Origin of the sequence: Rhodococcus sp. NCIMB 12038 (assembly GCF_002165735.1) — a bacterium.
In the GTDB taxonomy this organism is placed as follows: Bacteria; Actinomycetota; Actinomycetes; order Mycobacteriales; family Mycobacteriaceae; genus Rhodococcus_F.
Map to the genome: position 1 here is coordinate 66,883 of NZ_NHML01000008.1, position 21,074 is coordinate 87,956.

Below are 21,074 nucleotides of genomic sequence, written 5' to 3' on the forward strand. Positions count from 1 at the left end.
TGGAGGCCGGCCGCGACGTTCGATTGCAGATGCCGCTTTCGCTCTTACCGCCGCTGCTTCCGCAGGCTGGCACACCAGTATCACCTTCCACCGAGGGTAACGCAGGGGTGCGAGGGGTGACGCCTCGCGGCGGCCAGCAATGCCCTGGCACACGCGAACATCGGTTGGCCGAGCGGGTGTTTGATCTCCACGAACAGTCGAGGCATCGCCGGGTCCGGGCGAGGAGCAGGCCATGACACTGTTGGCATGCAAGCCCCCGTATCCCCGGGATCTGCGGCAGGTGGTCCATCACCGGCGACTAACGAATACTCGACATTCCCTTACAGCGCGGACGATCCCCGCATCGCCGCGGGTATTACTCACCCCCGTTGCACGCCGGCGCGGCTGCTCCCAGTGGCAGCCAGACCCCCGACGCCTCCCCCTTCGACGAGGCCGCCCGCCTCTCCGCGGCCGAGGGCTGACCCTCCACGACCGTGAGCGGCACCTCCGCAGTCCCCTGTGAAGAGAAGGGCCTATTCCCAGCGGTATTCGTCTCACGGAGATTCTCTGGGACAGTTCGTTTCGCGGATCGTCATGTCATCGCAACCTCACCGCCAGTGTCGCGACACGTCGTGCGATTCCGTTGCCGCCGTTGTCAGAAGTTCTCGGTGAGGATCATCTCCAGTACCCCCGTGCCCGCCGGGACCGCGGTGCGGGGCGGTGTCACCGCCTGCGCGGGATCGAGGACACCCATCACCAGTTGCAGGGTGTACTCGTCATAGGGCATCCGGAAATGGCCGGACTGGTTGAGCGGGCAGAGGTCCCCGATCATCAGATTCGTCGCCGACCGGTCGCGCAGCGCGATATTGGTCGCCGGTTGGATGACCTCGTCGAGCCATGAGCCGATCGTCGTGTATCGGGTTCCCGCGGCGGTGTCTCCCCCACCGTTGAGGTCCTCGAGGAACGATGAGCCCTGGGCCTGCTGCTCCAGCGCGGGCGAGACCAAATCCGGGGACAGCACCCTTTTCGCCCACTGCATGCCGCCGGGAGTCTGGTCGAGGACCGGTACGAGACCGAACAGGGTGCCCCCGTAGGTGGGCGAGGCGAGACCGACCCACTGCTCGACCGCCGCCGCACCACCGAGCCGGTTGACGTAATAGCGAGCCACCGTCGCTCCCTGCGAGTAGCCGACGATGTCGACTTCGTTCGCCCCGGTCGCGCCGCGGACCTCGGCCACGAACTGCGCCAGCTGGCCGGCGCTGACCGCCATGTCCTCGGTTCCGTAGTTGTCGCCTCCGGGCTCGCCGCCGTAGTTCAGCGCGAATACGCAGTAGCCCGATGCCGCCAGTCGCGGACCGAGCGCCGCCCAATCCGAGTACGCGTTCGAGTCCGTGCCGTGCACCAGCACCACCGGCCTCGGATGCTCCCCGGTCGGGGCACAGATGAAATCGTTGACACCGGACGGAACCGACCCCGGGTGCTGCCGCGCATACCGGGCGGCATCCGGATGCGCGCTCTGGGCGGGACCGACCCGGTCCGGTATCTGCCACACCGAGCTCGCCCCAGGCAGGTCCGGAACCTCCTCCGCCGCCGCGACCGGCGCCACAAGAATGCTCGCGGCCAACCCCGCACCCACTGCCACGGCAATGCACCTCATCTGTGCCCGCATCCTGCCGATCCTCGTCCTATCCGCGGCTCGAAGATCCGCGCCGACGCCACTACCCGAGCATCCGAACCCACTGCAGTTCCGGTGACAGTGTGGAATACATTGAACGCAAACGCCATTAGGTCAATCGTCCAGTTGCGCTGGGACGCATGCCATCCGGCCTCCACTCGAACAGCACGAACCGTCGGCGCATCCGACGAGGCCATCCTGGGAGTTCAATCACTACCGCCCAGTAATGTGACGCAAGACACAGACCGTATCTCAGAGATGCCTTACCCTGCTGAGAAGCACGCCACCCGAGGCTTCCCCAAGAATCGACACACAGAGTGAGTCGGAACTCGCGCCCACTCGAGGAGGTGCGGTCGCCATGACCACAGAACAGCAGGTCCGCAACCCCGTCGTCGCGGGCGGGGGCGCCGCCGACATCGCGTGCCGGCCACCTCATGACGTCGTCGCAGCCATGTTCTCGTTCGATCTCGGGGACGGGGATATCGACCTCGACGCGGTCGAGCGGATCCGAGAGGGCGACTTCGACGACTGGGTTGTCGCCGCTGCTCGCTCCGGCCTTTTCTCTCCGTGTGAGCTCGAGGCCCTGGCCCGGTCGTGGCACGCCGACCCCCGGTCGCTGTTCGAAGCGCTCCTCACCGACTCCGACGACATGACCCGCAGGCGCTACGAGATCGTCTGGGACTCGCTCGGCGAGGCCGACTCGCGCGCGTACGCCTGAGGGTGCCCATCGACACCGAAACGCCTGACAGCCGGCACATCGCTCCGCCACAATGAGCCACAAAAAGCGGACGTGAGCAGCAAGGGAGGACTCCCGATGACAAACTCGACCGTGCAGAATCAATTGCCGCACAACGTGCAGGACCGCACCACCGAGATGCGGCGATGGTTGGACACGGACAACAACAGCGAAACGCTGATGGCCCACCTCCGCGACGAGCCGGTCGACGGGGCGTGGCTGCGCACCTATCAGCGCCTCAATCGCAACCTCATGTCGGCCGTCGGAAACGCGCAGGAGCAGCTGCCGAAACGGCGATGAACGCCGGCCAGCACGGTGCGCTCGAATGCGTACGGGAGGCGTGTGCGGTCCTTCAAACCCTCACGGGCGCCGAGAACACGGGTTCCCGCGTTGATGTGGAATGACACCTACCGGCAGCTCACCGGCGAACCGATCGATGCCGTGCTCGGGGCCCGAACGGCAGGGATTCCCGAGCACACCATCTACGACAGCATGTGACACAGACCCCCGACCGGCGGCAAGACCGCTCGGGCAGGGTCGTTTCACTTCGTCGCCAGAACTCCACACGTCTGAGGGTATCCGGGGGCGGAGTGCCTGCGACACCGCCAGTTATAGTGCGCCGGCCATCCACACAGCTCCGTGCGCGCCGCAGCCTTCGACGGCCAGCTCCGCCCATAACGCCGTTCCCGCGAGTCCATAGAAGCACAACTCGGCAAGGGCATCGTCGGCGCGAGCCCGCCCTTCCCCTACTCGGTCCCATGAGCCGCGGCGGACATCAGCGAACGCCGCTGCGGTGTAGTGAGATCCGCGGACACCGACCCGGGCGTCACACCCGCGAGTGCAGGTCTGCGGCCAGTTGGGTCACGGTTCCCGCGGCGCAGCTGCGGTTGTCGCCGACGCCGCCGGAAGCGCCTCGTTTCGCCCACCCGACGACATACAGTCCGTCGAGAGGTTCGCCCAAACGACACCATCACATGCCCTTTGCTCGCTACGGCCAGCTCCCCCATCACACCTGGTTCCCTTCAACACGCGACGAAAGTGTTCGAGTCCTTCCTCACAGCCGGGCACCCGCCCCGCGGTCCCGGGGCGGTGCTGTGGATCGGCGGGTCAGGCTGTGCGACGGTTAACGGGGTCGGCGCGTAAGGGATGTGCCCCCACCGACCGATCGGCATCAGGCGCGGGCGATTGTCGTGTCGCGCGGAGCCCGCAAAACCGGAGAGGTCGGTCTTCGCGTGGGGGTGCCGAGCGAGGAGCCCTGTGCTCAATGTTAATACGCATCACCCGAGACGGGATACCGCGGCAACAGGAGTCGGCCGGTCACGCTCAATAGCGGACCCCCGCCCCTTTTACCCGAGCGGGAGCGGCAACTTTGCCGCAGCGCCATGGAATGCGCGCACAATTGCGGCGGAAATCCGACCGCGGAAGGACACTTTACGACCCTCCCCGATTGCCCACTCGCGAATCTCCTTGGTCGTCGCCTTCGCTGGAGCGGTGCCCGCCGCTCCCGTTGCCGGAGCCTTCTTCACGGCCGTTGCTTCCGCATCCGACTCCGCAGCCGCCGATTTCGCGACCGACGTCTTCGCGACCGACGTCTTCGCCGGAGCCTTCCTCGCGACCTTCTTCTTCACGGCCGTCGTCTCCGCGGCCGGCGCATCTGCAGCCGACTCCACAGCCGCTGTCTTCGGCCTTGCCGTCTTCGCGACCGACTTCTTCGCGACCGACTTCTTCGCGACCGACTTCTTCGCGACCGACTTCTTGGCGACTGCCTTCTCCGCCGGAGCCTTCCCCTCGACTATCTTCTTCACAGGCGTCTTCTTCGCCGGCACCGCTTCTGCCTGAACCTCCTTTGCCTGAGCGTCATGGAAAGCTTGCTCGATCTCGGCCGAAATCCGTCCGCGAGGCGACACTTCACGGCCCTCTCCGATCGCCCACTCGCGAATCTCCTTGGTCGTCGCCTTCGCCGGAGCCTTGCCGACCGCCGCCGCGCTCTTCGCGGCGAATATCTTCTCCGCCGCCGTCGTCTTCGACACTGTTGTCTTCGCCGGAGCCTTCGTCATAGCCACCTTCTTCACCGCCGGCGCCTTCTTCGCGACCGTCTTCTTCGCGGCTGTTTTCTCGGCGACCGTCTTCTTCGCGGCCGTCTTCTTCGCGGCCGTCTTCTTCGCGGCCGTCTTCTTCGCGGCCGTCTTCTTCGCGGCCGTCTTCTTCGCGACCGATGATTTCGCGGCTACCTTCCTCGCTGGCACAGTTCCTGCCTGAGCGTCATGGAAAGCTTGCTCGATCTCGGCCGAAATCCGACCGCGAGGCGACACTTCACGGCCCTCCCCGATCGCCCACTCACGGATCTCCTTGGTCGTCCTCTTCGCCGAACCTTCGGAATTCCTCGGTGATACCGCCATCGTGCTCTCCTTCTACATCGGCAATCGTCGACCGCACACAGTAACGGCAGGTCCGTCTCGGGAATGAGGAAGCTCGCTTACCGGTCGAGAGCATGCCCCAGCCGGCGCATCGACAGGGCGTCGACACCCTCACGGTCGACGATTTCGAGGGCAGAGGCCAGCACCTGCACGGTGGTCAGGCGGGGCAGACGGCTACGCGTCAGGGGGCCACCCGGCATGGTCGACTCCACGGAGTCTGTGCGCGTATCCCTCACTGTCTCCTTGTGTTGGAACGATCACAGGGACCACGTCCTGGCACCGGAACTCTATGCAGCCCTTACCTACACCGTAAACTTGCACTGTAGTTACTATTGGGTATAGTTGCGGGGAATGGGTTCGCTCCAGCAGAGGGTCGCGCTCACCGACGTCCACCTCATTCGAGGAGACGTACGCGGTGACCCGAGTGTTGTGAAATGCCGGGCACCCCATTGAAGGAGTCGTCGATGACCTCCACCAACCCGAACCACCTGGGTTCGAACACCGGGACCGTAGCGTCCGGACAGCGCGTGCATCTCGAGCCGCGTCGCAGCACCGAAACGAAGTCCGCCTTCAAGACCACCGAATTCTTCGTCTACATCGCCGCGGTCATTGGAGTGTTGGTCGCCTCGTATCTGGTGCAGACCACCGACGGGCACGAGGACTATTTCCGGGCCGACCGCGCCTGGTTCTACATCGTCGTCCTGACGATCGCCTACATCGTCAGCCGGGGCATCGCCAAGTCGGGCAGCCGCGAGCACTACACCGACACCGACCGGCACACCGGCGTCTGAGTCCCGTTTCGCGAGGGATCCGGCGGTCCGAGTGCCGGACCCTCGCGTCCCGTCGTCGTCGACCGAATTCGTGACGGCGCCGCCATCCGATAGCCACGCGGCGACCGACCGCCGAGCATCCGCTGATTGTTCCACGCCCCGCAACGGTTGCTCGGTGCCACCGATAGTTGGGCCAAGCTTGTGTCAGACGCATTATTTCCCAGTCTTATTGACCAATCCCTGTCACCGCCGACCGGTGTCGGGACCCGTCCTTGTGTCCCGCCCGGGGTGCATCCGTCCCTGGTCGAACTTCCCGGCGTGCGGCGTGTGCTCGACCTCTGCCTGATCGTCATCTTCGCCGTAGTTCTGACCGAGATGTCATCGCTGCCTGTTGCCGTGGCCGGCCTACTGACCGTGGTGGGTGCGCGGACCGTGGTGCGGCGCAGCCTTACCGTTCGATAAGAACGGACCACCCCGTGTGGCTTCCCGTCAGCCGTCTGCGTCGTCGATGAGAATGATCGTTCTCGCCTTTCCCCTCCCGGCCGCCGTCTTCTCTCGACTCGGCCGCCACCTCGAACGCAGCTCCGGCAAACCCACCGCGACATCTCCTGAGCTGCTCGGACTCTCCCGAGTCGCACACCCCGATGCGATGCGGAACACCCCACGTCGCAACCGGTGACCATGATCTTGCGGCCGGCCGTCACCACCCACACACCCTCAGGAGCACATATGACCGATAACACCGCCGCACTGATCACCCAGTTGCGCGTACTCCTGGACCTGACCCACAACGAGATTCAGATCACCGAGACCCGCGCCGCTCAGGCCCGCACCGAAGCCGTCCGCCGAGAATCGACGCAGAACCCCGACCATGCGCGTCAGCGCGCCGGCGCCGTGGAGGAAGCGATCCGTGACCTCGGCGGACTTCCCGGTATCGCCGGTCCGTGGTTCGGCCGCGCGACGGCAATGGTCAAGGCGATGGCCGAACAAGCACAGCCGTTCGACGAGGCACTGCTCAGCGATCTGGCCCTCGAGCATCAACTGCTGGACCGGGCGCGGTACCTCCGTGCATTGGCGTCCGCGTCGAGGCAGACCGACATCGTCGACCTGACCGGACGGTTGATCACCGCGCACACCGCCACGGTGGAGTGGTTGACCACGGTGCTGGCCCAGGACGCCCTCGGTGGCCCCGCAGCTCTGCGCCGCACCCCCCTGCAGGCCGCGACCGAGACCGCGATCCGGTTGATCAACGTTCCCGCGGCGTGGTCGGCGCGCGGACTCGATCGCGCCATCGACACCGTCCGGGCCACCCCGGGCTACGACGAGCTCAACGTCTCCGGCGCGGTCGTGGCGGTGAAGGACCTGACTGCACCTGCCGATATTCGCACCATCATCGCCCACGAAGAGGCGAACAAGAATCGCCACGGGGTGATCTCTGCCGCGCAGACCCGGCTCGCCGCCATCGCCCAGGAAGTGGTCGGCATCAACTGACGGCGTCCGCTTCAGCCAGCTCGACAGTTTTCGATCCACCAGGAGATTCTCATGAACGAGCAGAACACGTCCGGACAAGCACGTAAGGGTCTCCTCGACTCGGTCAAGGGCAAGGTGAAGGAAGTAGCCGGCGCAGTGACCGGCAACGACTCGCTGGCCACCGAAGGCCAACTCCAACAAGCGCAGGCGCAACAGCGCAAGGAGGCGAACAGTGCCGAGGCCGTCGCCCGGGCAGAAACCGCTCAGGCCGCGGAGGAACTCGAACAGGTCCGTCACGAGAGCGCCGAGGACCGCGCCGTGATCGGTGCCGAGACCGCCGCCGCCGAAAAGGAGGCCGCACTGCAGCAGCATGCCGAGCACCGGGCCGCAGAGCAGCACCAGCACCAGCAGGTCGCCCAGGAGCAGTCCCGCGCAGAGACCGCCGCCCGTGACGCGGCGGCCCGAGCAGAGACCGTCGAACGGTCGAAAACCGCCGCCGCCGCTGAGGAAGCCGTCGATGCCAGCGACGAACACCAACGCGCCGTCCGTGAAGCGAACGCCGCCCGCCACGAGGCCGAACGAGTTCGACGCGCAGCCGAGGGCCTGACCGGCGACGCCGGCCTGTCCTGACCAACCACCCACGAGTCAACGGAGATTCCAATGAATGTCCTCACCGTTCCCGTCGCCGTTATGCGCGTGCAGTACCAGATCGTGCGCATTCCTTTGCAACTCATCGAAGACCAACTGATGTCCCGGCTGGCAACCGAGTCCCCGGCCCGGTTGATGTATGAACGCACCCTCGGGGTGCTCGACGGTGCCGTCGGCAACGTTCTCGGCGACCGCCACATCGAGCGGCGCGGCGACGCGCTCACCGAGCGAAGCGACGCACTAGTGCGGGCAAAAGAGCTCGAGGAAGAGGCAGCCGCCGCCCAGGCGGAGGCCGACGCCGAACTGGAAACCAAGCGCACACAGGCCCGCGACAAGCAGGCGGCAGCCCACATGGCGAAACAGCAAGAGGTCGAACAGGCCCGCCGACGGGAGGACGAGCGCAAACAAGCCGCCGCACGGGACGCCGAGCAGCGCACACAGGTCGCGAAGACGAACGCCGATCAATTCGCCGCCCAACGCACCCAGGCCGCGGAGGCCGAGCACCGCGCCGAACAGACCAAGATCCGGGAGGCGGAGAAGAAGGCGGCAGCACCGGCCAAGGCGCAACTGAAGGACGCCGCGGACAAGCAGAACGAGGCCGCCGGCAAACGCGCTCGCGCCGACCGAGTTGAGAAGCTGGCCGAGGCAGAAAAAGACAAGCGCCGCAACGGAACAACCACCAACGGGCAACGCTGACCACCCCGCCCCGAACACACCCCTTCGTCGGCGGCACGCGCCGGCCGACGAGCGCCGGAGCTATCTGATGGTCTCCGAAAGAAATTCGGTACACACGAAGAGAATCGGTGTGTTTCGTGAACTCCTCGCGGGGGTAAATGGTCTCCTGACCGAAACGGGTGTGCCGGTGCCTGACCGCCGGGTGCCCCGTGACCAGCACAGATCAGGAGACATTTCTATGCGTAAGACAGTCATCGCCACTCTCGCCGCAACAACGCTGGCCTTCACCGGCGCCGGCCTCGCCCACGCCGGCACGCCGACCCCCACCGGTACGGCTGTGGTGGCCCAAGCCGACAACGACAGCAACGACGACGGCGACAACACCGGTCTGTGGGGGCTACTCGGCCTCGTCGGCCTGCTCGGTTTGGCCGGACTCAAGCGACGTAACACTACCGCCGCGGCGGCTACCGGCACTGCCTACGGAACCGACCCCAACCACCGCCCCTAAACACGAGCGCCACTGGTCCTGCGGCGCCCCGACCAGCAGGACCAGTGGCGACCGCCGCACGACACACCGCGCGACGTGGCCGCCGGAGCGACCCGGTAGCTCACTTCGGAAAGGACTAACCGCTACCGCCTTGGACGAGTTGCTCGCCGTCTCAGCGCCTCCACCGAGTAGGGCCGAGCAGGGCAAGGTTCGAGCCGGGCGGAGAGAACTTTGGATACGGGACCCGGTGAGCGATCACATGGGTACGGCCGAGACCCTTGCGGCTGATGGGGCGGTCGACTTCCAAACCACAGCGATCGTGACAGTGTCGAGCACTCTCGCCCGATATCCGGCTGTGCATCGTCCATGTGACCGGGACGGGTCGGGGCATGGCGGGGGCGAGTTGGGGGTTCAGGGTTTGTCGGGGTCGAGTGCGTCCTTCGCTTTTCCGATGACGCCCTTTTCTGTGCCGAGAGCACTCGACGCCGGCTCGCCGAGGCTGCCGTCATAAGTGGCATAGAGCAACGGGTCCGGTGCCGGTGCGCCGCCCTTGCCACCGAGAGCTTGCGAGTCGGCGAGGAACCGGTTCTCGTGAACACCGTCCGGTGCCGGTACTGGTCGGACATCGTGCCGTCGGACAGGTGCCACAGCGTTTCCGCGTGCTCGGCGTATTCCTCGTCGAGCAACGCGTTCGGGGCGATGGTGCCTCCGAGTCCGTCGGCTTTGAGGTTCCTCGATCGCGGACAGCCACATGCTCTGGCGATAGGTGTCACGGGCCAAGTTGAACTCGAGCATGTTCTTCACACCCGGGTGATCGGTCATATTCCACAGGCGGGCGGTCTGCAGGCGGCCCTGCGCCTCGGCTGTCACGTTGGCGTAGAAGTCGGCGAGCAGATTGCCGCTGGCGACGATGTAACGTCCGTTCCACGGCACGCCATTGCTGTCGGCGAGCACCGGGCCGCCGCCGGAGATGATGGCCTGCTGCGGGTCCATGCCGAGGACGGCGGCCACAACTGGGTCGGCACCGGCCGCCTTGGACGTCTCAGTGGCGGGTGCGCCCTCGAGCAGGCGGGCGACCTGGTGGCGATCATTTCGACTTGCCCCATCTCCTCGGTCGCGATGTCCATGATCAAATCCTTGTATTTGCCGGGCATTCGGCAATTTCACCCCTGGAACAGGTACTGCATGGTCACCGTCATCTCCCCGTACGCACCACCGAGCAACTCCTGGAGTTTGCGGGCATAAACCGGATCTGGCTTCTCCGGCGCGACGTCGAGCTGGAGGTAGTCGGTGTGATGGAACATGGGGCAGCCTCTTTTCTTCGATTGGGACACGGTGCTATGCCCCCTCGGGTACCCGAGGTCGCCCGATCGAACCGACGAACAACCCAGGTCGTCAAAGGTCAGCGCACACTTCTCTCACCGGGACCTCCAAGCGGCAGCGGCATCCGCACGATAATGGAGAACTCCCGTACCGGGGCGGTGGGTAGCACGCAGTGCTACCGGCAGACGATCGGACGGCAGCACACCCAACGAACCTCGTGCCCTGCCCGGTGACGACCAGCTCACGATTGGCACCGATCGAACAACGGATCCGGTCACTCGACTTTGCACACTTTCAGGAGCTGCCCGAGCACGAGCGTGCCACCACGCACCGGCCGCAAACCGTCGTAATGCTGACCGCACGTGTCGACCAGCTGAAAGCCCGAGCACCGCGCCCCAGGGCGAGCCCGGCAACGCACCACCCGTCGCAGACGCCGCCGGCGACTCCGCCGCAAGCCCGTCGTACTTCCCCGACGACCACCCGCGCCTGCATGGGGCGTCGAACAAACACCCGCACGCGGCAAACAGGAGATGACGACGCCACCCAATTCGATGGGTGTAGCGGATCCGGGCGATCACGTGGGATCACCGCGGTCACGCAACAATATCGTCCGATCGCGGGACGAACTCAATGGTCGTGGCCTCATCTGTCGCCGTCTGACAGCCGAACCCGAAACCGCGGGTGCGACAAGCTCGAATACGCCTCCGGGGCCGTGGCACCACGATGTGGTCACTGCGGGTGCCGGATCCCCCGGTACGGGGGTTGATCAGATCCACCGGCACCACCTCCCACCAACTCCCATGTCGTTCGGATACCAAGGACGAGGACGTATCAGAACTTTTCGGTGCAGAAGCGTGTGATGGTTTCCCGGCGCACCGATAGGGGCAATCGGAGCGCTACCGAATAACGGCCGACGAGGAACACACCATGACCAGCGAAGTGCCACGTTTAGTCCAGCACGACACCGAGTACATCGAGGCTGTTGCCACAGCACTCGAGGCACAGGCAGTTCAGTGGTGGGACGGACACGGCGGAGTTGATGTCGTGCTGGTACTGCCGCATGTCATCGAGTACTTCCGGCCTCGGCGGGTTGTGCTTGCCTGGAACCGGCACTTCGGGTGGTCGATGGGCGTCGAATCGCTCACCAGTGATGCCATCGACATCATCACCAACCTGGCTGCGGGACCTCATCCGGCATCGGGAGTATGCGTGGACCGCGCGATCGACACCTTCGCCGATCTACGTGACTGGGCACCACCACCGGACACATCGTCGTTGCCGTTCTGCCCGGAGATCGCGACGGAGATGCCACGGACGGTGCGGGGACGTTTCACCCTTCACCCGAGCTGAACGGTGGACCGGGAATTCGATGAGCAGGCACTCGAAACGAGGAGAAGTAATTGGCGCCGTCATCGATCAAAGACGAAGAGGTGTACCGGGAAGTACGGAAAGGCGGTGCGTCGAAGGAGAAGGCGGCGAAGATCGCGAACTCGGCCGCAAAACGGGGCCGGTCCGACACCGGCCGCAAGGGCGGCACATGGGACTGCCCCCATCGTCGTCATACTAGGACTGAACCGTCGACGTGTTGAAGAAGAAGGCGAAAGAAATTGGCCTATCAGGCTATTCATCCAACCGGAAGAAGGAATGATCGAAGCGCTGCGCAACCACTGGTGTGCCACAACCCGTAAAGCACACCCGGCGTTATCCGAACTGCGAAGACCTCGTATCCACACCCCTGCGCGGGCGATGGCACCCACACTGTGCCCGACGGTCGGATACGATGAGAGAACCACGATGCGCTCGCATGATGTCGGCCTGCTCTGCCGGGTGAATGAATGATCCGGAAGTTCACTCCTATTGCAGGAGAGGATTTTTTATCTTGCCTTCTCGACAGACGGGGGTGCAACACGTTGTCGCAGCGCACCGTCCTCATAGTTCCGGAAACATCAAGAGGGGTGGTGTGGAAGTTGTCCGGGTCGGGTGGTCGATACTGCTGTCGCTTATGCGCAAAAGTCTCTGTCCGAGGCGGTCTCTGCGGCAGATCCCGGGAAGAGAAACGGCCTCTGCGATGGCCGTGGCCGAACGAGATGTTCGACCTCATCGTTCTCAGTGAGGTGTGATGCCGTGCCACACTGGGCGGCTCGGGCGCCGAGAAGGTTTGACCGGTCCGCCCCACCGCGGTATCACCAGCGGCTACGACGCCCTCGATCTCGAGGCCATCATGACTGCGCCCACCTGCTGGGGTTGTACAACAACGATCGCCCTTTGAGCGCTCGGCAGGGCTGTGTGGTGGTGTCCGAGACCGGGCACTCTCGGGTATGGGATCGAGCGCAGGAAGTCCTACCAGTTCCTCGGCCGCAGCGCTGGGTGGTCGGCTCGTGCACTTGGTCGGTAACCGTGACACCGCCCGGTTCTCCTGCGAGATCTCCCGTCTGTGCGCCGACCCGCATCCCGCCGCAGGTAGGGCGGAATACGGTGACGTGCTCGCCTGGGTGGTCGATGCCATCGTGGGCGTGGTCGTCGCACGCCTGGGCCCCGCGGGTCCGGGCGAGCGGTTCATCCTCGACCTGCGCTTCACGGGCGGTGGATACGTCGACATCTTCGCCTTGCCTTGCGGCGGACCGCTGGGTGTGGGGGACGGTGTCGGCGTTTCTCTCCGAGGACAGGGCGAAGGGGCAGCGATCGCTTTCTGCTGCCGAACAATTTACAAAGACGGCGTGGGCGGAGACCCTGGCCGATGCCCTCGTCTGGTTGGACCTCGTTCTCGACGTCGACCTGCCCGACCCGCCCGATTTCGTCACCATATAGGACTGATCGGGACGCCGGTTCGGGTCGATGGTGGAGTTCCGCGCTGAGGGTGTTCGGTCACCCCTGTCCCCTCAGGGGGTGTCGGGGTTGTGGTCGAGGAAATGGTGGCCCGTGTCGGGTTCATATTCCTCGCGGCCGACGATGCGTGCAGCGTGAGTAGTGGAGGCCGTGTGTGGGTCTCCTGCCAACGCCAGGTAGTAGATCGGGCGCGGCGGGGCATTTCGTGGCGGTCAACACTACGCAATTGCCGGTTGAGCGGCTACGGAATCCGTCGACGTACCGTTCGGTCGCCCTCGGTGCGTCGAATAGGTGACCACTTGTTCTTCTCCGGGCCCGAGAAACGGGCGGTCCACCGACCACACCATCCGGACGGACATCACCGACCAGCAACAGCTTTTCCGCTGTCACAGGGTGATGGTGGCGCCGCGGTCGACATGGATCATCCGCTCCCCCAAGCCGCGACGATCGAGTTCGCGAGCGAAATCGGACAGTGGTGAGGCGAACACGGTGTAGTCGTCGTAGTGGACGGGAATGACCCGGGGCAGATCCAGGAGTTCCACGGCGTCGGCACCGCGGCGGCCATCCATCGTCACGGTGAGACCAAAAGGCAGCCGGGGGCCGGCAGGCAGGCGGGTGCCGCCCAGGTGCAGCACACCGGTATCGATGTCCGGAAAGCGTTGTGGGATGGCAGTGAGGTCGTCGACGACGAGGGTGTCACCGGACAGGTAGAGGCGGCATTCCACCGATCCCTGTTCGGGACCGAACTCGAGCATCGACCCCATCACCGGCGGAAGCAGCCGCCGGGTCCAGCCGGGTGCATGTCGGCCGGGGAGGGACGTGATCGTCAGACGGGTACCACCTTTGACGACTTCGTGGAACGACCAGGTGTAGAGCCCGCGGGCACGGCTGAATCCCCGCTTGGTGAGCCGTTTCGCGGCATGGGGGGTGGTTGCCACGGGGATCTGGTGGTCGAGGTTCTTCTGCGCGGTGCGGTCCCAGTGGTCACCGTGCATGTGGGACAGGATGATCACGTCGATCGGCGGTAGTTCGTCGATGCGCATCGCCGGTTCGCGCAGGCGGCGGGACAACAATCCGTACCCGAGGTAGGCACGCTGCCCCTGGTGGAGGAAGTTCGGATCCGTCAAGACGGTGATCTCGCCGTGCCGGATGAGCGTGGTGGCGTTACCGATGAAGGTGAAGGTTGTATCCATCGAGCCTCCCGGGTCAGGCGGTGGTCGGTGTCGTGGACCGAGTACCCCGCCGCCGAGGGACGATACGGACTGCACTCGAGGTCCTGGCGCCGGCGTCGTCTCTGGCACCACAACACCGATGTCTGCGGCGGGCAAGAAGCGTTGCATACCGGACCCGCACCCTCCGACCCGAGACCACTGCGCCGGACGTCGCCACCCGGGCCGTCTCCGATCTTGCCGCCGCGGAAGGCAACGCACCCAGCGACCGGCACACAAGGGCGCCTGGCGTCGTCTGCAACGACCACGGTTTCGCTCCACGGCGTAGTTCCTGGGTGTTGTTGAAGTGACGAACATCGGTCGCCCACAGCACCCGGTTCCTATGCCGAGGAGACAACTGCCCGTTATTTGGTCTCATGGTGGCGGCCTTGCGACGCTTGCCGAAAGCGGGCGTCGGCGTGCGACCTGTTCCAAGCCGAGGCTGCCGTCGACCAGGCTAGGGGGAGCCCCCATGCGACCGCGATCGCGAGGCTACGGTGAGCTCGTCGACAGATCGCCGTGGAAGCGCCGACCGAGAGCGTTAGCTGTGCCGGCGGCCGCGGATCACGACGATCTCTTCGTCGTGCTGGTCGGCGGTGATCACGCCGCGGGACTCCAATATTCGACGCCGTCCGGTCAGGACCGGCCCGAACGGGATCTCCCGGCGCGCCACGATGTCCACCTGCAGGCCTTGCTCCTCGAGCATAACGTGTGTCTTGTCCACTCCGCTCAGTTCCGACTGGGCGAGAAGAAGTGTTCCCCCGGGCGCGAGGACATCGGGCGCCTCGGTGCAGATTCGGTCGAGGAGCGCCCGCCCGTCGGTTCCGGCATCCCAGGCTCGCGCGATGCCGGCCTCAGGAATCCGGTTGTTTTCGGCGGGTACGTACGGCGGGTTGGAGACCACCAGATCAAAGATTCCCCCCGGATGGGTTCGGTGAGGTTGCCCTGCAACACCCGGATCGTGTGCCGGTGCACGCGCGCGTTGCACCGGGCGGTGAGGACGGCGCGGCGGGAGACGTCGATCGCAGCGACATCACCGGCTCCAAGTTGGGCTGCCCGTACGGCGAGCGCTCCGGTCCCGGTGCAGAGATCGAGGACTCGCGTGTGCGCATCCGGCGCGTGCGCGGCCAGAGCGTCGGCAAGCAACCACGTATCTTCCTGTGGGGGATAGACACCCGGGATTCGCAGCAACATCTACAACTCCTCACGCAGACCGGACCGACAATACCTGGGCACCTGCGCCTATCGGCGGAGCGCGTCTTCGAGCAGAAACAGGGCGTGCGCGGTGGTCGCTTCCACGACGGTGCCGGGATCACCGTCGAAGTGCCGTAGTTCGGTCCGAGCGGCACCGTCGACGAAGACCCCGAACCACACCGTGCCCGGTGGTTGTCCCGTCCTGGGCTTCCGGTCCGCCGGCACCGGTGACGGCCACCGCCAGATCCGCGTCGAGCAGTTCGGCCACCGTGGTCGCCATTGCGCACGCACTGGGTTCGCTGACGACCGGGCCATCGGGGACCCGGAGCAGCCCGTGGTTCACCGAGCTGGCGTAGGCGACGATACTGCCCCGGTACCATTGCGACGACGACGGTGCCGCGCCGAGCACGGCAGAGATTCGTCCGCCGGTCAGCGATTCCGCGGTGGCGATGGTCTGCTTCCGGTCCCGTGCGGCCGCGGAGATCCGTTCGGCACACTCATCACAGCTACCCATGCGTAACACTCCGGTTCCGCGGTGGAGCGTTCCGGCGACCTCTACTGTGCAGCGCGTAGGCGCATGTCATGCCCGCCGCGAGTACTATCAGCAACAATGCCACATTGAACATCTGCTCTCACTTCTTCCCGCACAACATCTTTCGCGCGATCACAGGCGGCAGTTGCCGATAGCGCGTTGGACGACCGGTCGCACACGCCGAGACGCCACGTGCGGTGTCGTCTCGGCTGCCCCATCGACTACTGGCTGAACCGGGGGAGCCTGGTCGGCGTCGCTACCCGGGCACGACGACGACGTGCGTATCGCAATACCCAGCTACGACCGGACACAATCTCTTGGGCCGTCTGGCCGCAGCTCGCCTGACGGCCTGCGCAATTACGTCGCCACAACATCTACTCATCAGTAGGTTGCGCTTCTGGCAATCACTGCCGTCGCGGAGAACTTCAGCGCATGCAGGCTCGGACGTGGCACCCTGGATCTCGACGGTGCCGCCCTGCTCGATGACGCTCGCGCACTCGACAAGCATCGGACAGCCGGCACAATGCGTTGGCCCGAGTCTCTCCTGCGGGCACCGCCTCGCCCCGTTTGCCGTCTGGATGGATGGGTGGAGACGGGCAAGCCGATGCAAGCGGACCGAATTGGGCTCGTTTCGACTTCCCCGGTGACGGGCAAACGCGGTGCATGACTTCGTTGTGGCGAGACCGTGCGCTCGCAGCTTCCTCCCTTCCCCAAGCGGCGCCCGCGACGGCATCGTCCGGGGGCGAGTACGACACCGTAGTGGTGGGCGCGGGTTTGACAGGTCTCACGACCGGGTTGCTCCTTGCTCGGTCCGGACAGCGGGTCGCCGTCGTCGAAGCCCGTACCGCCGGAGCTGTCACCACCGGCAATACGACCGGCAAGGTCAGCATGCTGCAGGGCACCAGACTGAGCCAGATCGCGCGCAAGCACTCGTCGGGCATTCTGCAGTCCTACGTAGAGGGAAACCTCGAGGGTCAGCAATGGTTACTCCGGTACTGCACCGAACGGGGCGTGCCGTTCGACACCGAACCGGCGATCACCTACGCCCAGCACGAATCCGCCACCGTCCGCGTGCGCGCCGAGTACGACGCCTGCCGGGCAGCCGGGCTCGCCGTCCGATTCGTGCCCGACATCGACCTTCCGGTGCCCTGCTCGGGTGCCGTCGTTCTCGACGGACAGGCACAGCTCGACCCGATGCCCGTGCTGGCCGCCCTGGCACGCGACCTCGCGTCCCACGGTGGGGTCCTGGTCGAGCATCGCCGCGTCACGCAGGTGCGCCGCGCCGGTCGGGCACGCTACCGGGTCGTGACAGAGCACGACGATTTCACCGCCGCCCGGGTCGTGCTCGCCACCGGAATCCCGATCCTGGATCGGGGTGGATTCTTCGCGCGGTTGGTGCCCGAGCGTTCCTATGCTCTCGCCTTCGCGATGCCGGACGGGGCACCGGGCGGCATGTACCTGTCGGCAGACTCCCCGACCCGGTCCCTGCGACCGGCCCACGGCAGAAGGCTCCTCCTCGTCGGGGGCAACGGTCACGTCGTTGGCCGTTCGTCGTCGCCGCAGCAGGCAATCGACGACCTCGTCGACTGGACCCGCCGACATTTTCCCGGCGCCGAACCGACCCATCGCTGGTCGGCCCAGGACTACTCGTCACTCGATTCGCTTCCCTATGTCGGGCCGCTCGTCCCGGGCCGGGACGGGATCCTCGTCGCCACCGGATTCGGGAAGTGGGGCATGACAAATGGCGTCGCCGCCGCGCTCGCCCTCACTGATCGAATTCTCCACGGACACATGCGGTGGACCGACGCATTCAGCAGCTGGTCCCCCACCCAATTGTTCGACCTTCCCTCGATGGTCAAGACCAACGGAGAGGTCGCGTACCACCTGGTCACAGGATGGACGAAGGCAGCACTGCACGGCAGTGAAGACGAACAATCCGGCGCCACCGTATCCCAGCAGGGAACCGTCGTGCGCGACGGTGGACGCCCGGTCGGGATCTGCACGGTCGACGGACGAGCGAACCGGGTCGGCGCGGTGTGCCCACACCTGGGTGGAGTGTTGCGGTGGAACGACGCGGAGCAGTCCTGGGACTGCCCACTGCACGGATCCCGCTTCGACGCGGACGGCACTCTCCTCGAAGGTCCGGCGACCCACGACCTGCCGCGGATCGACACCACGCCACGCCCGGCCGCATCTGCCCTCGACGGCGAACGAAGACAGTGACCGTGGTCGCGGCGTCGCGCGATCGCGCGGACTCCGATCTCGTCCGGGCCGGCCGTGACGAAGTGCGTCCGGACCCGCTCGACTTGAAGCCGCATGTCCGGAATGGTGGGTAACGATGAGAATCGCAGTGTTCGGTGCCGGATATCTCGGTGCTACTCATGCGGCGTGTATGGCCGAGCTCGGGCACGACGTGATGGGGGTCGACGTCGATGCAGCGAAACTGGCGAAACTCAGCGCCGGCGAGGTCCCGTTCTACGAGCCTGGACTCGAGGACGTGCTCCGCCGCAACGTCGCCGCCGGGCGGCTGCGCTTCACCTCTTCGTATGAGCACGCCGCAGCGTTCGCCGCTGTGTATTTCGTCGGTGTCGGCACCCCGCAGAAGAAGGGCGAGTTCGCCGCCGACCTCCTGTACGTCGACAGAGTCATCGATACTCTCGCGCCCCTGGTCACCGGTCCCGCGGTGATCTTCGGTAAGTCAACCGTGCCGGTGGGGACCGCCGAGCGGCTCGGTGTCCGCGCACGAGAGCTGTCACCGGCCGGGTCCGGGCTGGAGGTGGCGTGGAACCCGGAGTTCCTCCGCGAGGGATTCGCCGTCCAGGACACGCTGCATCCCGACCGGCTGGTGCTCGGGATCGACCGTCACCGACTCGGTCGCGCAGAAGAGGTGGCGCGCGAGGTGTACGCGCAACTGCTGGCCGAGGACGTTCCCCTCCTCGTCACCGATCTGGCCACCGCCGAGTTGGTGAAGACAGCGGCCAACGCCTTTCTCGCCACGAAGGTCTCGTTCATCAACGCGATTTCCGAGGTGTGCGAGGCTGCCGGCGCCGACGTCACCGTGCTCGCGGACGCGCTCGGGTACGACGCCCGTATCGGCCGCCGCTTTCTCAATGCCGGGATCGGGTTCGGCGGTGGTTGCCTCCCGAAGGACATCAGAGCGCTCATGGCCCGGGCGGGCGAACTCGGTGCCGACCAGGCATTCACATTCCTCCGCGAGGTCGACAGCATCAATATGCGGCGCCGTACCCGCATGGTCGAACTCGTCCGGCACACGTGCGGATCCCTCCTCGGTGTGCGGGTTGCGGTCCTGGGTGCAGCGTTCAAGCCGGACTCCGACGACGTCCGCGATTCGCCCGCGCTGAACGTTGCCGGACAGATTCAGCTGCAAGGCGCGTCCGTGAACGTCTACGACCCTAAGGCTATGCACAACTCGCGCGCGCTGTTCCCAACGCTCGGCTATTCCCCGACCGCATCGGACGCGTGCCAGGGCGCCGATGTGGTCCTGGTGCTCACCGAGTGGTCGGAGTTCCGCAAACTGCAACCGGGTGACCTGGATGCGGTCGTGCGCAACAAGGTGCTGATCGACGGCCGCAATTGCCTCGATCCCCAACAGTGGCGCGGTGCGGGATGGACCTATCACGGACTCGGCCGACCGTGACCCGATCGGTGACCCGGAACTTCTGGGCGCACACGAAGGACCGGAGGGCGGCGCGTCACCGCATGTTGGAGTCCCGCGGTACGGGGCGGCGGCCCCGTGTAGGTCTCGACTGCTCGGCGTCGAGTAAGCCCATGGACAAGGGTCGGACTCGTTGAGTCCCCGCGGATCAAGACCCTCGATGGGTCGGCGCCGTGCCGGCGATCAGTGTGCTCGGCGTCCTGATCGAGGACTGGAAGAACGGGTGTTCCGAAGGGGCGGCGGTGTTTCAACCGGATGCGGGGCCGGGCTGATCCGACTTGGGGCTGTGGGTGTGCTGGAGTTCAGCGTTGATGCGTCGGGCCTCGGCGAGTTGGTCTTCGAGGATGATGATGCGGCACGCGGAATCGAGCGCGGTGCCCTGGTCGATCAGTTCGCGGGCCCGGGCGGCGAGACGCAGCTGGTAACGGGAGTAGCGGCGATGACCGCCCTCTGACCGTCCGGGGGTGAGCAGCTTCGCGGCGTCGAGGCTGCGCAGGAATGCCTGTGTCACGCCGAGGATCTCAGCGGCGTGACCCATGCTGTATGCCGGGTAGTCCTCGTCGTCGAGCTTCCCGGCCGCGCGTCGGTCGGGCGAATCTTCCGGAATGGGGTGACACCTTTCAGACGGACAGGGCCCCCGGCGCCGTGAGGCACCGGGGGCCGGAGCGGGTTTCACTTCCTTGTTACTGCACTTCTTCGGCTGTCGGGCCTTCGCGCTGCCCGGCGCCGCCGGATGTGCCGGGCAGCTACACACTCACATCAACCCTTGCCCGGCACATCCTGGTCTTGCGTTACTCCTCTGCGGGCAGTTCATTCTCTCCCGCACCTCGTGAACTCTTTCCTTGCGACGAGAGGAACTCTACAACGGCGAACCCTGAATGTCTACAGTCATCACTAGAGAAATTCTGGAGCGGTTGACCAGGTATTTCACACCCGACAGCCGACCGTTCTGTCCGCGTCGGCGACCGCTCTCGCTCGACGGACCGGCTCTCGTTGATCGATGCCGGACGGCGACGTCGGCAGTCGCAGTAAAGGTCGAGATGTCCGCTTCCTCGGATCAGGTGCGGTCGTCCCGATCGGTCGTCGGGGGTGGCAGGATCACTGGCATCGAGATCGGGAATTCGATGTGAGATTCGATAGCCGGATGAGGATCCATGACCGGCCACACGCGAACAACCAATCCGAAACAGATCAGGCCGTGCTCAATTCCTGGCCGCCCATCGCCCATCGCCCATCGCGCAGATCGGTGATGTGTGCGAACGGTGCCGCATCGCCTTCGATTGGGTGCTGCAGAGGCCGAATCGCAATCTCGAGCCGGAGCCCTTCCCTCAGCACCCGAGTGAACCCGGTCCGGGCGCCGATGATAGGGACACACTGAACGGCCCCAAGCGATCCGGCCAGTGCTGCCCGATCTGGGAACGCAGGCGGACCTGCAGACGAATCAGGGGCCGATGGGAA

The 21,074-nt window shown here is 65.6% G+C and carries 16 protein-coding genes and 6 pseudogenes; 13 read left to right on the plus strand and 9 right to left on the minus strand.

The genetic code is table 11. From position 1 onward, the window contains the following. Positions 1 to 634: 634 nt before the first annotated feature. Positions 635 to 1,636 carry a triacylglycerol lipase gene (locus tag CA951_RS13715; protein ID WP_256973559.1) on the minus strand — a complete coding sequence of 334 codons (1,002 nt, stop codon included), beginning with the start codon at positions 1,634 to 1,636 and terminating at the stop codon, positions 635 to 637. 376 nt (positions 1,637 to 2,012) lie between these two features. Here CA951_RS13715 and CA951_RS13720 point away from each other — a divergent pair, with 376 nt between their 5' ends. Then, positions 2,013 to 2,372, plus strand: a complete 360-nt coding sequence (locus CA951_RS13720; RefSeq protein ID WP_087557362.1) for a hypothetical protein — start codon at positions 2,013 to 2,015, stop codon at positions 2,370 to 2,372. A gap of 96 nt (positions 2,373 to 2,468) precedes the next feature. Further along, entirely contained in the window at positions 2,469 to 2,690 is a 222-nt protein-coding gene (locus tag CA951_RS13725) for a hypothetical protein (RefSeq protein ID WP_256973560.1), read from the plus strand. A gap of 1,046 nt (positions 2,691 to 3,736) precedes the next feature. Here CA951_RS13725 and CA951_RS45090 read toward each other — a convergent pair. Further along, a complete protein-coding gene (locus CA951_RS45090) occupies positions 3,737 to 3,916 on the minus strand; it encodes a histone-like nucleoid-structuring protein Lsr2 (protein WP_373413805.1) in 180 nt (59 codons plus the stop codon). Here CA951_RS45090 and CA951_RS44915 point away from each other — a divergent pair. After that, on the plus strand, positions 3,882 to 4,229 hold the full coding sequence (locus CA951_RS44915; RefSeq protein WP_306300848.1) for a hypothetical protein: 348 nt from the start codon (positions 3,882 to 3,884) through the stop codon (positions 4,227 to 4,229). The two genes, CA951_RS45090 and CA951_RS44915, sit on opposite strands and share 35 nt — an antisense overlap. A 74-nt stretch (positions 4,230 to 4,303) precedes the next feature. Here the strand turns inward: CA951_RS44915 and CA951_RS44920 are convergent. Both CA951_RS44920 and CA951_RS13740 read right to left on the minus strand, forming a co-directional pair. Then, positions 4,304 to 4,789: pseudogene (locus tag CA951_RS44920) on the minus strand (histone-like nucleoid-structuring protein Lsr2); the annotation flags it as partial. Between the two features lie 80 nt (positions 4,790 to 4,869). Next, a pseudogene (locus CA951_RS13740) lies at positions 4,870 to 5,007 on the minus strand (TetR/AcrR family transcriptional regulator); the annotation flags it as partial. Between the two features lie 264 nt (positions 5,008 to 5,271). Between CA951_RS13740 and CA951_RS13745 the strand changes: the two are divergent. From CA951_RS13745 to CA951_RS13765, 5 genes are all read left to right on the plus strand, one after another. After that, the gene (locus CA951_RS13745) at positions 5,272 to 5,598 is read left to right on the plus strand and encodes a hypothetical protein (protein WP_087557558.1); all 327 of its coding nucleotides are present in this window, start codon (positions 5,272 to 5,274) and stop codon (positions 5,596 to 5,598) included. 708 nt (positions 5,599 to 6,306) lie between these two features. Beyond that, positions 6,307 to 7,068, plus strand: coding sequence for a hypothetical protein (locus CA951_RS13750; protein ID WP_087557366.1), 762 nt, complete (start codon positions 6,307 to 6,309; stop codon positions 7,066 to 7,068). A 51-nt stretch (positions 7,069 to 7,119) separates the two neighbouring features. Continuing rightward, entirely contained in the window at positions 7,120 to 7,677 is a 558-nt protein-coding gene (locus CA951_RS13755) for a CsbD family protein (RefSeq protein ID WP_087557367.1), read from the plus strand. A gap of 30 nt (positions 7,678 to 7,707) precedes the next feature. Next, positions 7,708 to 8,391: an IF2 family translation initiation factor gene (locus tag CA951_RS13760; protein WP_087557368.1), complete on the plus strand. Its 684-nt coding sequence runs from the start codon at positions 7,708 to 7,710 to the stop codon at positions 8,389 to 8,391. Between the two features lie 217 nt (positions 8,392 to 8,608). Continuing rightward, positions 8,609 to 8,878: a WGxxGxxG family protein gene (locus CA951_RS13765; protein ID WP_087557369.1), complete on the plus strand. Its 270-nt coding sequence runs from the start codon at positions 8,609 to 8,611 to the stop codon at positions 8,876 to 8,878. 390 nt (positions 8,879 to 9,268) lie between these two features. Here CA951_RS13765 and CA951_RS13770 read toward each other — a convergent pair. Next, positions 9,269 to 10,161: pseudogene (locus CA951_RS13770) on the minus strand (manganese catalase family protein). A 946-nt stretch (positions 10,162 to 11,107) separates the two neighbouring features. Between CA951_RS13770 and CA951_RS42785 the strand changes: the two are divergent. The 3 genes and pseudogenes from CA951_RS42785 (at position 11,108) to CA951_RS44180 (ending at position 12,988) form a co-directional block, all read left to right on the plus strand. Further along, entirely contained in the window at positions 11,108 to 11,530 is a 423-nt protein-coding gene (locus CA951_RS42785) for a DUF6292 family protein (protein ID WP_143543051.1), read from the plus strand. 50 nt (positions 11,531 to 11,580) lie between these two features. Beyond that, positions 11,581 to 11,848, plus strand: a pseudogene (locus CA951_RS44175) (hypothetical protein); the annotation flags it as partial. 972 nt (positions 11,849 to 12,820) lie between these two features. Continuing rightward, positions 12,821 to 12,988 (plus strand): hypothetical protein, encoded by a 168-nt coding sequence (locus tag CA951_RS44180; protein WP_256973561.1) that lies wholly within the window; start codon positions 12,821 to 12,823, stop codon positions 12,986 to 12,988. Between the two features lie 404 nt (positions 12,989 to 13,392). Here CA951_RS44180 and CA951_RS13790 read toward each other — a convergent pair whose 3' ends face one another. The 3 genes and pseudogenes from CA951_RS13790 to CA951_RS13800 all read right to left on the minus strand — a co-directional run bounded on the left by CA951_RS13790 (position 13,393) and on the right by CA951_RS13800 (position 15,922). After that, positions 13,393 to 14,199 carry an MBL fold metallo-hydrolase gene (locus CA951_RS13790; RefSeq protein WP_087557371.1) on the minus strand — a complete coding sequence of 269 codons (807 nt, stop codon included), beginning with the start codon at positions 14,197 to 14,199 and terminating at the stop codon, positions 13,393 to 13,395. Positions 14,200 to 14,755: 556 nt separating this feature from the next. Next, positions 14,756 to 15,408: pseudogene (locus CA951_RS13795) on the minus strand (HemK2/MTQ2 family protein methyltransferase). A 48-nt stretch (positions 15,409 to 15,456) separates the two neighbouring features. Continuing rightward, a pseudogene (locus CA951_RS13800) lies at positions 15,457 to 15,922 on the minus strand (CinA family protein). A 681-nt stretch (positions 15,923 to 16,603) separates the two neighbouring features. Here CA951_RS13800 and CA951_RS13805 point away from each other — a divergent pair. Both CA951_RS13805 and CA951_RS13810 read left to right on the plus strand, forming a co-directional pair. Further along, positions 16,604 to 18,163 (plus strand): FAD-dependent oxidoreductase, encoded by a 1,560-nt coding sequence (locus tag CA951_RS13805; RefSeq protein ID WP_087557372.1) that lies wholly within the window; start codon positions 16,604 to 16,606, stop codon positions 18,161 to 18,163. A 115-nt stretch (positions 18,164 to 18,278) separates the two neighbouring features. Next, positions 18,279 to 19,598 carry a UDP-glucose/GDP-mannose dehydrogenase family protein gene (locus CA951_RS13810; protein WP_087557373.1) on the plus strand — a complete coding sequence of 440 codons (1,320 nt, stop codon included), beginning with the start codon at positions 18,279 to 18,281 and terminating at the stop codon, positions 19,596 to 19,598. Positions 19,599 to 19,863: 265 nt separating this feature from the next. Here CA951_RS13810 and CA951_RS13815 read toward each other — a convergent pair whose 3' ends face one another. Continuing rightward, entirely contained in the window at positions 19,864 to 20,154 is a 291-nt protein-coding gene (locus CA951_RS13815) for a MerR family transcriptional regulator (RefSeq protein WP_143543052.1), read from the minus strand. Between the last annotated feature and the right edge of the window lie 920 nt (positions 20,155 to 21,074).

Excerpts from the sequence above, each read along its gene's own strand:
- CA951_RS13745 (WP_087557558.1), top strand. The coding sequence starts at position 5,272 with ATGACCTCCACCAACCCGAACCACCTGGGTTCGAACACCGGGACCGTA.
- CA951_RS13815 (WP_143543052.1), bottom strand. The coding sequence starts at position 20,154 with ATGGGTCACGCCGCTGAGATCCTCGGCGTGACACAGGCATTCCTGCGC.
- CA951_RS13750 (WP_087557366.1), top strand. The coding sequence starts at position 6,307 with ATGACCGATAACACCGCCGCACTGATCACCCAGTTGCGCGTACTCCTG.
- CA951_RS13765 (WP_087557369.1), top strand. The coding sequence starts at position 8,609 with ATGCGTAAGACAGTCATCGCCACTCTCGCCGCAACAACGCTGGCCTTC.
- CA951_RS13715 (WP_256973559.1), bottom strand. The coding sequence starts at position 1,636 with ATGAGGTGCATTGCCGTGGCAGTGGGTGCGGGGTTGGCCGCGAGCATT.
- CA951_RS13720 (WP_087557362.1), top strand. The coding sequence starts at position 2,013 with ATGACCACAGAACAGCAGGTCCGCAACCCCGTCGTCGCGGGCGGGGGC.
- CA951_RS13755 (WP_087557367.1), top strand. The coding sequence starts at position 7,120 with ATGAACGAGCAGAACACGTCCGGACAAGCACGTAAGGGTCTCCTCGAC.
- CA951_RS13725 (WP_256973560.1), top strand. The coding sequence starts at position 2,469 with ATGACAAACTCGACCGTGCAGAATCAATTGCCGCACAACGTGCAGGAC.
- CA951_RS13805 (WP_087557372.1), top strand. The coding sequence starts at position 16,604 with ATGACTTCGTTGTGGCGAGACCGTGCGCTCGCAGCTTCCTCCCTTCCC.
- CA951_RS13790 (WP_087557371.1), bottom strand. The coding sequence starts at position 14,199 with ATGGATACAACCTTCACCTTCATCGGTAACGCCACCACGCTCATCCGG.
- CA951_RS13810 (WP_087557373.1), top strand. The coding sequence starts at position 18,279 with ATGAGAATCGCAGTGTTCGGTGCCGGATATCTCGGTGCTACTCATGCG.
- CA951_RS13760 (WP_087557368.1), top strand. The coding sequence starts at position 7,708 with ATGAATGTCCTCACCGTTCCCGTCGCCGTTATGCGCGTGCAGTACCAG.
- CA951_RS42785 (WP_143543051.1), top strand. The coding sequence starts at position 11,108 with ATGACCAGCGAAGTGCCACGTTTAGTCCAGCACGACACCGAGTACATC.